At 39.6% G+C, this 11,474-nt stretch carries 9 protein-coding genes and 1 tRNA gene; 6 read left to right on the top strand and 4 right to left on the bottom strand.

Features of this window, described 5'->3' with window-relative positions:
• From P20495_RS20110 to P20495_RS16920, 4 genes are all read right to left on the bottom strand, one after another.
• Positions 1–243 (bottom strand): SAM-dependent methyltransferase (locus P20495_RS20110; RefSeq protein WP_033015072.1); only part of this gene is annotated, 243 nt, incomplete at its 3' end.
• Positions 244–1,182 (bottom strand): class I SAM-dependent methyltransferase, encoded by a 939-nt coding sequence (locus P20495_RS16910; protein WP_008134181.1) that lies wholly within the window; start codon positions 1,180–1,182, stop codon positions 244–246. It lies immediately after the preceding gene.
• A gap of 2 nt (positions 1,183–1,184) precedes the next feature.
• Positions 1,185–3,179, bottom strand: a complete 1,995-nt coding sequence (uvrB, locus tag P20495_RS16915) for an excinuclease ABC subunit UvrB (protein WP_008134179.1) — start codon at positions 3,177–3,179, stop codon at positions 1,185–1,187.
• Positions 3,176–4,555, bottom strand: coding sequence for an MATE family efflux transporter (locus P20495_RS16920; protein ID WP_007378929.1), 1,380 nt, complete (start codon positions 4,553–4,555; stop codon positions 3,176–3,178). Before P20495_RS16920 ends, uvrB begins: the two co-directional genes overlap by 4 nt.
• Before the next feature lie 1,041 nt (positions 4,556–5,596).
• Here P20495_RS16920 and P20495_RS16930 point away from each other — a divergent pair.
• The 6 genes from P20495_RS16930 (at position 5,597) to P20495_RS22760 (ending at position 11,434) form a co-directional block, all read left to right on the top strand.
• A tRNA-Asn gene (locus P20495_RS16930) sits at positions 5,597–5,673 on the top strand.
• A gap of 154 nt (positions 5,674–5,827) precedes the next feature.
• Positions 5,828–7,768, top strand: a complete 1,941-nt coding sequence (locus P20495_RS16935) for an EAL domain-containing protein (RefSeq protein ID WP_008134174.1) — start codon at positions 5,828–5,830, stop codon at positions 7,766–7,768.
• A 619-nt stretch (positions 7,769–8,387) separates the two neighbouring features.
• A complete protein-coding gene (gene rsxA, locus P20495_RS16940) occupies positions 8,388–8,969 on the top strand; it encodes an electron transport complex subunit RsxA (RefSeq protein WP_008134172.1) in 582 nt (193 codons plus the stop codon).
• A 1-nt stretch (position 8,970) separates the two neighbouring features.
• Positions 8,971–9,525 (top strand): electron transport complex subunit RsxB, encoded by a 555-nt coding sequence (gene rsxB, locus P20495_RS16945; protein WP_007379057.1) that lies wholly within the window; start codon positions 8,971–8,973, stop codon positions 9,523–9,525.
• Between the two features lie 8 nt (positions 9,526–9,533).
• A complete protein-coding gene (gene rsxC / locus P20495_RS16950) occupies positions 9,534–11,285 on the top strand; it encodes an electron transport complex subunit RsxC (RefSeq protein ID WP_008134168.1) in 1,752 nt (583 codons plus the stop codon).
• Positions 11,273–11,434 (top strand): hypothetical protein, encoded by a 162-nt coding sequence (locus P20495_RS22760; RefSeq protein ID WP_008134167.1) that lies wholly within the window; start codon positions 11,273–11,275, stop codon positions 11,432–11,434. Before rsxC ends, P20495_RS22760 begins: the two co-directional genes overlap by 13 nt.
• Positions 11,435–11,474 lie beyond the last annotated feature (40 nt).

The following is an 11,474-nucleotide window of genomic DNA, read 5'->3' as shown; positions in this document are numbered from 1 at the left end:
ACATAAGACCTGCCACTGCGGATTTTTATCACAGGTTTTTTGTAATTTATTAATAGATGATAATTGCGCTTCTAAATCGTTCATTAAAGTGGCGACTATATCTACAAAAATAACCTGGCTTGCAGCTGCGCGCTTTAATAGCGCCATGCCTAAATAACCATGGTCGCAGCAACAATCCCAAATAATATCGTGATGCTGCGAAATTAATGTATCAATGGCAGTTAAGCGTTTACTGAGCTTCATTTAAGCAGATATTTGTGACATTTTATAGACAAGCGCTTTTAAACTTTTGTCGCTGTCTACTTCAATAAAACGCTCGGTGGGGGCTAGGCGCTCAACAAATTCAATTGCGCCTTGGGTGTGCTCGTTTATTAATGCTTTAAACGCCTCTTCGCTAAGCTCTGGGCTATTAGCACACAATAACAATTGTGTGGTATCGCAAAGTAGCTCTGGCAATCTGCGCAGCACTTTTTGATAGTCTTTAGTTAATATAAAGCTGCCTTTTTGAAAGCTTGGCGGATCAACTATTATTAAATCAAACGGGGCTGCTTTTTTTAGTTTTCCAAACGACTTTAAAATATCGTGAGGTAAAAAACTTACGCCGCGCTCAAAACCATTTAGCTGATGGTTTTGCTTGCCGACTTTAAGTACGCCTTTGCTCATATCCATGTTCATTACATGATCTGCCCCGCCTTGCATGGCTGCAAGCGAAAACCCACATGTATACGAAAACAAATTAAGCACTTTGCCATGCTTGCTGTTGGCCATTACAAACTCACGGCCGCTGCGCATATCGGGAAATATTCCGGTATTTTGACGGCTCTGTAAATCAACCAAAAAACGAATGCCGTTTTCAGTTACAACATGCGGGTTAGGTAATTGCCCATAAACCACGGTGTTTTGGCTTTGTACGCCAGCGCGTTGCTGATACACAAGTGAGCTAATAAGCTCTGGCTGGTTTTTTTGTGCCCACTGCCACACAACATCGGTAAGCTCGCTTAGTGTTTGCTCGTCAATTTCGTCGTACGAAACCAAAAATAAACTGGGCGGGTAAAAGTCTAAATTAATATGACTTAACGCTTCGACGCTATGGCCTCGGCCATGAAAAACACGACACAGTTCATTTTTTAAAATTGGCGCGTCTTCAAGCGCAGTAATAAGAGGAGTAAAGTTTGCTGTCATTTTTAATTAATCAACTGTTGTTGTAGTTCATGTATTTCATCGCGAACAGAGCCCGCTTTTTCAAATTCTAGGTCGCTTGCGTATGCATGCATTTTGGTTTCTAACTGCTTAATTTTCACAGCAATTTCTTTCGCACTAAGTACCTTTTTAGACTCTTTACGAATAAGTTTAAGGTTGTCTTTAGGGCCGGCTTCTTCGCCTACATCCATTACATCGAGTATTTTTTTAGCCAGAGCATGAGGCTCTATGCCGTGCTCAACGTTGTAAGCATGTTGAATTTCGCGTCTGCGCGCAGTTTCGTCCATGGCTTTTGCCATTGATTTTGTAATTCTGTCGCCATATAAAATAGCGCGGCCATCTAAATGACGTGCAGCACGGCCAATAGTTTGTATCAAAGAGCGAGCTGAGCGTAAAAAGCCTTCTTTATCTGCATCAAGTATGGCAACAAGTGCCACCTCTGGCATATCAAGGCCCTCCCGAAGTAAGTTAATGCCTACTAACACATCAAACACGCCCGCACGTAAATCACGAATTATTTCAACTCGTTCTACCGTATCAATGTCTGAATGTAAGTAACGCACTTTTACGCCATGCTCACTTAAATAGTCGGTTAAATCCTCAGACATACGCTTTGTAAGTGTAGTTACAAGTACACGTTCGCCCTTCTCTACACTTTTATAAATCTCTGATAAAAGATCATCAACCTGATCCCCTACCGGGCGCACTTCTATAAGTGGGTCAAGCAACCCTGTTGGACGAATTACTTGCTCAGCAATTTCGCCTACGCAACGCTCTAGCTCAAAGTCGCCAGGCGTTGCCGATACATAAATAGTTTGTGGTGCTATGGCTTCAAACTCTTCAAAACGCAGCGGCCTGTTATCCATTGCTGAGGGCATTCTAAAACCATATTCAACAAGGTTTTCTTTACGGCTTCTGTCGCCTTTGTACATGGCGCCAATTTGCGATACGGTTACGTGCGATTCATCAATAATCATTAATGCGTCGTCTGGGAGGTAATCAAGCAACGTAGGCGGCGGATCGCCTGGCGTGCGACCCGATAAATAGCGACTGTAGTTTTCTATGCCTGAGCAATAACCTAGCTCCCGCATCATTTCTATATCGTATTGCGTACGCTGTGTTACGCGTTGCTCTTCTACTAATTTATTAGCACTGAGTAACTGCGCTCTTCGATCTTTTAGTTCTTCTTGTATTTTATCGATAGCCCCGAGTATTTTCTCACGCGGGGTAACATAGTGTGTTTTTGGATAGATAGTGGTGCGTACTATGTGCTTTTCGATAGCACCAGTAAGCGGGTCAAAAATACTTAAGCGCTCTATTTCGTCATCAAACATTTCTACGCGTACGGCATAGGTATCTGACTCGGCAGGAAATATGTCGACCACTTCGCCACGCACGCGATATGTACCACGGCTAAAATCTACATCGTTACGGGTGTATTGTATTTCGGCGAGGCGGCGTAGCATATCGCGTTGATCGACTTTTTCCCCGACTTTTAAAAGCAGCATCATTTTCATGTATGATTTAGGGTCACCCAAACCATAAATAGCCGATACCGATGCCACAATAATGGTATCGCGGCGCTCAAGCAGTGCTTTGGTCGCACTTAAACGCATTTGTTCTATATGCTCATTTATCGAAGCATCTTTCTCGATAAATGTGTCGCTTGATACAACATAGGCTTCTGGCTGGTAGTAATCGTAATACGATACAAAGTATTCAACGGCATTTTTAGGGAAAAACTCTTTCATCTCACCATATAACTGAGCAGCAAGCGTTTTATTGTGCGCCATAATTATTGTTGGACGATTTAAATCGTTAATAATATTAGCCATGGTAAAGGTTTTACCTGTACCCGTAGCACCTAATAAGGTTTGGTGTGCAAGCCCCGCTTCTAACCCTTCGCACAGTTGTTTAATCGCGGTAGGCTGATCGCCTGCTGGCTTAAAATGTGATTTTAACTGAAAATGATCGCTCAACTATTGCACTCCCGTAATGATTGACTGCTCAACGCATCGAGCTCTTTCATAAACCATTTATATGCCACCATTGCAGTAAATAAATTACCCAGTGCCGCACCAATAAATAATCCAATTAAACCAGCTAGCTCATTACCTATATAAGCAAACGGTAGGTAAAAAACAAATAAACGAATAGTACTTAAAAACAGTGCATTCATTGGTTTATGTAAAGCATTAAACGAAGAATTAGATAATATGATCACCCCTTGCAAACCGTAGCTAAACGGAATGGTGTAAATAAAGAGTTTTATCACATCAATTACCATTTGTTCTTTACCAAACATTTGACTAATAAAGCCTGAAAAAACAATAAGCAAAATATAAATAGCAAATTGCCAAATCATCACAAATTTTAAGGTACCAATATAAGCATCTTTTACTCTGCATAATTTACCCGCTCCAAAGTTTTGGCTCACAAACGGGGGTAATGTCATCGACAAAGCAAGTACAAGAATACTGGCTATAGATTCTATCCGGCTGCCTACCCCAAATGCGGCGACGGCTTCAGGTCCGTGATGTGCAACCATAGCGGTCATCACAGCCATTGCAACCGGGGTCAACATGTTTGCGCCTGCGGCGGGTAAACCTATTTTTAATATTTTACGAATAGCGCCTACCACCGTTTGCGACCCGGCTTTTAAACTCAACAACCGTTTTTTTACTATTAGTAAATATAAAATAATAACAACAGCAACTCCCCATGCTATTACACTTGCAATAGCGGCACCTTGAATACCTAACGCAGGAATAGGGCCAAAACCAAATATAAGCATAGGATCGAGAACCGCATTTATAAGCCCCGCCCCGCCCATTACAATACTGGGCGTTTTAGTATCGCCACTGGCACGCAGTACCGAGTTACCAATCATTGGGGTTATTAAAAATACGCTACCGATAAACCATACATTCATGTATTCGTGTATTAAAGGAAGTACCTGCTCACCTGCGCCTAATAACGTAAATATGGGGTCGATTAGCAAATAGCCAATAAACGATAAAATAAGCACTAAAACAAAAGCAACCAATATTGAGACGCTTGCGTCAAAACGCGCTTCATCTATTTTGTTGCTACCTAAAGCTTTAGCTATAACTGCCGACGTACCAATACCTAACCCAATGGCTAAGCTAATAACTGTAAACGTAACAGGAAACGTAAAACTAACTGCAGCCAATGGCTCTGTGCCTAATAAGCTGATAAAAAATGTATCAACAATATTAAACATCATTAACGTGATCATGCCAAAAATCATCGGAATGGTCATGGTCTTTAATGTAGGCAAGATAGGATCGTTTAGTAAATCTGGGCGAGTCTGAGTTTTTGAAATTGCGCGCATGAAATAAATAAGCCTCTTTTACTGAGCAGACCATTTTAAAGCATCAAGACAATTCAAGCCACGGATTTATCAACAGATTTGAAGGAAACATAAAACTAACTATTCGACAAAACAGTAAAGATCTATTTTTAGATATTTTTGCTAAAATTAAGCACTAAGCCGCCAAAAAACAATTAAAACACATTTTAGTTACTTTTCTTTACAAACCCCCGTTCATTACTGATGCATTTTCACACAAAGACATGCTTTATTTTATCGTAACGAAAAAATTCTCTCATCGAGTTAGATGATTTAAATTGATAATAGTAACCTGTTGTTTTTTAATGAAATAAAAATAGTGATTTAAAAGCTTGAAATCGTTGTAGCACTCTAAAATGCTGGTGCCGCTGATGTTCTTAAAGTTTCATAAACAGAGTTATCCACAGAAACCGTGGATAACTCATTCAAGCCCGCATTTACAAAGGCTTTTAGAGTGATGCTTTTTTCACTCAGATCTGACTTATTACAAATATTCAATTTATCGCGTTTTTCTGGTTTTAGAGCAAAAACCATCTCGACATATAAATTGCCTTATTAACCTGATTATATTCTTGTGAAAAAAATGAAAGTATAACGCAACGTATTGATTGTATTATTTTTGAGCTCTGACAATATAATCACCATCGTACATATAAGTTGTAAAAAATAATTCACTTCTGTGATTATCGAAAATCAATTTAAAACTTTTACTTTTTTGACAAAACAGACCAACAATAAAAAATACAAACGTTACTTTTTATATTTTGTGCGTGTTTTTTACAGCTAAGCGGTTTAACATTGTATTTTATTTGCTCAAAGAACTAAGGAAGGCGATCTCAAAAATCGGCATATCGTCTAAAATCGTAACTCTATTTTTTAAAAGGTTCTTTAAATGAAGTCACAAAACACGCAGATCGAACATAAAAACAACGAATAACCACCTTTTTTAAATTTATAACTTTTATATGTTGACACTTTGCGGCGCGGTCATTAATATTTCGCCCCGTTGAAAGGCAAGACGCTTCCCCCTTAGCTCAGTTGGTTAGAGCGACGGACTGTTAATCCGCAGGTCCCCCGTTCGAGTCGGGGAGGGGGAGCCAATTCTAATAATTTCATAGACATTGATAGACATTCATTCTAAATTCCACTACCCTCTGTTTTATAAATAAAAAAACAAATCGCGCTAATAATTTGCTCTGATTTACTAATCAGGATTTCATTCCTTCCCTTTTGAACTATTAAAAGACTGAAAAAATGGCTGGCTTTAAAAAACTTATCTTTATACAAATAATTTCTTGGTTATTATGTGTTGCAGCTGGAAGCTATTTCATTTCGGTAAGCTTTGATAATGCAGTAAGTGAAGCTCAAAAAAATGCGCAAGCTAGCGTTACCAACTATATAAACGACCTTTCTTTTGACGATAATTTAGTACAAAATTTAAAAAAATCATTGGCTGATGGTAAAACGTTCTCAAGCTTTACGTTACGAGATTACCAAGGCGCAGAAGTATTTAAAGTTAACTCCCCTATTGACCTGCCACTATTTGCAGATTTTATACAGTCTATTTTTAACTCTGCCCGACCGCAGTTTGCGGTAAATAAGGCTGCAGATATAAAAGTTGAATTTACAGTTAATATTCAACACTTAGCTGAACAACTTCAAATATCACTTTTTATTATTATCTTTATTTCCGCTGTTTTAGTAATTATTCCTATTATTTTGATGCAATCTATTTTTTATCAACTAAATAAAAGTATCAGCATGACCGTCTCTGACGTTATCGATGTTTATATTAACCAAAACCAAGCCGGTGAATTAGAAACAGTGCTAGATAGCTCTAAACTGAAAAGCTTAGGAAAAGATTTAGTACCAAGTTTTAACCGCTTATCGCACTTTCTTAAAACAAAAAATGAATATATACAAAGTGAAGCGCTTAGTATTAAACACGAAGCATATAAAGATGTAATTACCGCGCTAGGTAATCGTAATATGTTTGTTGAGTACTACGAAAAAAATATTGAAAATAGCGAACAAAGTACTTTTGGTTCATTAGCAATGATTCGCTGTAGTGAGCTGCAAGCAATAAATCAAAGCCGTGGCTATCAAAAAGGTGATGAGTACGTAAAGGGTGTGGCTGATATAATTAAACATATAAGTGGCACGTATGCTGGCAGTCAATTATTTAGATTAAATAGTTCTGATTTTGCTGTTGTACTTCCCCATATACCACTTAAAGAAGCCGAACGCTTTGGCGAAAACTTACAATCTCGTTTCACTCAATATCAGCAGAATCAAGAATTAAGCTCAGTGGCTAATACCGGTATTGTTGGTTATGAAAAGGGTAAGCCGTTAGGCGAACTTCTCTCAGTTGTTGATAATGCGATGAGTATGGCGCAGTCTAAGCAAATTAATGCATGGCATGTACAGCGTGAATCCGATCTTGTAAATAATGTAAGTGCTGGGTTTGGTAATCAAAACTGGCGTAAAGTGATTAACGAGGTTATTGAGTCCAAACGAGTTCATTTGGTTATGCAAAATATTATGCCGCTTGGTAAAAGTATTAAAGCATACGCTGAAATTCAAGTTCGCTTTAAAACAGAAGATAATCAAGTTCTGCCTACAGCTTCATTTTTAGCTATGGCTGAAAAGCTTGGTATGGCAGTTGATATAGATAAATTAATTATCGATTCATCACTTGAAAAAGTTAAAAGTCGTAACCTTTCTGAAAAATATTTTGGTTTAAATGTCACGGCTTCAAGCGCTCATAACGATCAGTTTGTAATTTGGTTAGAGCGTCGCTTATTAAAAGATACCCATATTGCATCAAAACTTATTTTTGAAGTGAGCGAGTTCGGCTTACAACAAAATATTAAAGCAAGTAAGCGCTTTATTGATATGGTTCACCGAGTGGGCGCACGTGTAACTGTTGAACGTTTTGGTGTTGGTTTAACCTCATTTAAGTTTTTCCGCGATTTAAAACCTGACTTTATTAAAATGGATGCCAGTTATACTCGCGGCCTAGAAGATGATAAAAACAATCAGTACTTTATGCGCTTAATGGTCGATTTAGCCCACCGCATTGGTGTTAATGTTTTTGCCGAAGGTGTTGAGAGCCAAGAAGAAAAACATATTATAGAAACCTTGTGCTTAGATGGCGTGCAAGGTTATTACATAGAAAAACCTAAAGATATCTAAACCAATTAAGCAACATTGACTAATTTAAAAAGAGCACTTGTTGCTCTTTTTTGCTTTGTAAATCGTAGTACAGTTATTTGGTGGCACCACTAACACTGCAAAGTAAAATGAATACTATACCAATCTGCTTATGTATGGGGTCTGTTTAACGTTAAGAAAATTACGCTAGAACTAGGCTAAAGTTTTTGTATCAAGTTGCTCTAAATAAAAAATTTTTAACGACGTTATAGTGCAATTTAATTCGTTAAATTGATCAAAGATTTATGCAGGTTGGTATTACATAACCTGAACACTGGTTAAGGGATTTACTAACGTATTGAGCCATGGTGATATTTAAATTTATTTTCTCTAGCCAGAGATTTTCAGTGAAAACTAGGCGAATTTACACGTTAATAGCCAGCCTATATACAAGTAAATTCAACGCAGTTAGTGCTTAATTTACTTGCTCGGGATAGATTTATTATCCAGAGCTCAGGTTACATACGAATCACAGTATTTTTACATCTTTGTTATTACCCCTTAAATTAATATTGTTTATTTAAATGATAATCACTGCATATGTTGTTAATCACACCAGAAAAAAGGATAATACACAGGATTTTTATAGCGTGAGGCTCGCATGACTGAATATGTCTTGTTATTGATTGGTACTGTTCTGGTTAATAACTTTGTATTAGTACAATTTTTAGGCTTATGTCCTTTTATGGGTGTATCAGGAAAACTTGATACAGCTATTGGTATGTCTTTGGCTACCACTTTCGTGCTTACGCTCGCCTCCGTCACCAGTTATTTAGTGAATCAGTATATTTTAATCCCACTCGACATAGAGTTTTTGCGCACAATGAGCTTTATTTTAGTAATTGCCGTTGTGGTGCAATTTACCGAAATGGTGGTACGTAAAACCAGCCCAACCCTATATCGATTATTAGGAATATTTTTACCACTTATAACCACTAACTGTGCTGTATTAGGTGTCGCTTTACTAAATATCAAAGAAGATCACTCATTTTTACAATCGGCAGTGTATGGTTTTGGCGCTGCGGTTGGTTTTTCGTTAGTGCTGGTATTATTTGCAGCATTACGTGAACGTTTAGCAGCAGCTGACGTACCCACTCCTTTTAAAGGCGCCTCTATTGCCATGATAACCGCAGGATTGATGTCGATGGCGTTTATGGGCTTTACCGGATTAGTGAAATTTTAATATGACCTTGTTTTATGCCTTAATTGCGCTTGGCTCGTTAGCGCTGGTTTTTGGGTTGATTTTAGGATTTGCGGCTATACGATTTCGCGTAGAGAGCAATCCCATTGTTGAGCAAATAGACACCATTTTACCGCAAACCCAGTGCGGACAATGTGGCTACCCAGGTTGTCGCCCCTATGCTGAAGCAATTGCCAATGGCGATGAAATAAACAAATGCCCACCGGGTGGCGAAGCTACCATGAAAAAGCTTGCCGGCTTAATGGGAGTTGATGAAAAACCACTTGCCGGCGGCGAACAAGCAGAGCCAATAAAAACGGTAGCCTACATTCGCGAAGACGAATGTATTGGCTGCACTAAATGTATTCAGGCTTGCCCTGTTGACGCTATTTTAGGCGCGACTCGCCAAATGCACACGGTGTTAATTGATGAATGTACTGGCTGCGATTTATGTGTTGAGCCCTGCCCTGTAGATTGCATTGATATGCTGCCTGTAGCCGAAACTAAACAAAACTGGAAATGGCAGCTAGATGCTATTCCTGTTACACAAATAGATTAGAGGTTTGAGTGGATAAGTTACTTGAACAAATAAAAAAAGGGGTTGTTTGGCCATTTCCTGGCGGCATACACCCACCACAACAAAAATCACTCTCTAATAGTGCTAGCATTACGCGCCTACCATTGCCCGATAAGCTCGTAGTGGCGCTAAAGCAACACATAGGCGCAAACGGTAAGCTGCTTGTAGAAAAAGGACAACGTGTACTTAAAGGCCAAGCTCTAACCTCCCCTGCTGCAAACTGGTCAGTGCCTGTACATGCCCCAAGCTCGGGGATTGTTACTGATATAGCACCAATGCCTTCTGCGCATCCTTCTGCATTACCAGAGCTGAGTGTTGTTATTGAACCAGATGGTAAAGATGAATGGGTGGCACTTAACCCAATTAATAATCCAACAACGCTTACCCACGACGAACTAGTAAATATAATTCATCAAGCCGGTATTAGCGGTATGGGCGGCGCAGGTTTTCCTACTTATGTAAAAGCTGACACAAAGCAACCAATTGAGTTTTTGATAGTCAATGCGGTTGAGTGTGAACCCTATATTACAGCCGACGATACCTTAATGCGTGAGCATGCAATTGAGGTAATTCAAGGCCTTGAACTCATGCAACAGCTGCTAAATCCAGCGTTGTGTATTGTGGGCATTGAAGATAACAAGCCTGAAGCGATAGTTGCTATGACTAAGGCGGCTGAGCATAACGAAAAAATAATTGTGCAAACGGTCCCGACTATTTACCCATCGGGTGGTGAAAAACAACTTATTAAGCTACTCACTAATCGTGAAGTGCCAAGCGCCGGCATACCGGCTGACATTGGCGTACTTGTACAAAACACAGGTACGTTGTTTGCCGTGCAGCAAGCTGTGTACGAAGGTAAGCCACTCATTGAACGGGTAGTCACTGTAACAGGTAATACTATCCATAAACCTGGTAATGTGTGGGCACTACTTGGCACTGAAATAAAACATTTACTTGATTGCCAAGGTTTTTCACCTGTACCACAGCAACGCGTTGTTATGGGCGGCCCGATGATGGGCTTTACTCTGCCAACAGTGCGGATTGGCATAGTTAAAACAACTAACTGTATTTTAGCGCCTGATCATAAAGAGCTAGCAGAACCCGGCCCTGAAAAAGCCTGTATACGCTGTAGTGCGTGTGCTGATGCCTGCCCTGCTTCTTTATTGCCACAGCAATTACAGTGGTTTGCTAAGTCAAAAGAATACGACAAACTACAAGAACACAATTTATTTGATTGTATCGAATGTGGCGCATGTGCCTATGTTTGCCCAAGTGAAATCCCACTTGTGCAGTACTACCGTGTCGCCAAAGTGGAAATAAAAGAACAACAGGCTGATAAAATTAAAGCTGATCGCGCAAAAGAGCGTTTTGATGCACGTAAAGAGCGCCTAGATCGCGAGCAAGAAGAAAGACAAAACCGCCATAAACGTAAACCTGCTGCTAAATCGGCTGACGAAAAACAAAAAGTAGCTGATGCTTTAGCCCGCGTTAAAAACAAATCAGATAATGGCGATGAAAAATCAGCTGTTGCTGCCGCTATAGCCCGCGCCAAAGCTAAAAAGCTCGGTGATCAATCTGCGGAATTAGAACCTGATAATAGTGAAGTCGCAAAAGAACGCGCGCTACGTAAAGAACAAGCTAGAAAATATAAAGATCAAAAATCTCAAACAGATGAATCAGCCGATACTGCACCTGTTGATGATAAAAAAATCAGCAGTGGCTGCAGCAATTGCTCGCGCTAAAGCTAAAAAAAGCAGCGCAAGCAAATGAAGGTACTGAGCCAGTCGTTAATGAAGCGCCACAAAGCGAAGCACCTGTTGATGACAAAAAAGCCGCCGTTGCCGCTGCTATTGCACGCGCTAAAGCTAAAAAAGACAGCACAAGCAAATGAAGGTACTGAGCCAGTCGTTAATGAAGCGCCACAAAGCGAA

Origin of the sequence: Pseudoalteromonas sp. BSi20495, assembly GCF_000241185.1 — a bacterium.
Taxonomy (GTDB): domain Bacteria; phylum Pseudomonadota; class Gammaproteobacteria; order Enterobacterales; family Alteromonadaceae; genus Pseudoalteromonas; species Pseudoalteromonas fuliginea.
The sequence above is the reverse complement of the archived record's forward strand: the minus strand, read 5'-3'. Positions and strand labels throughout refer to the sequence as shown.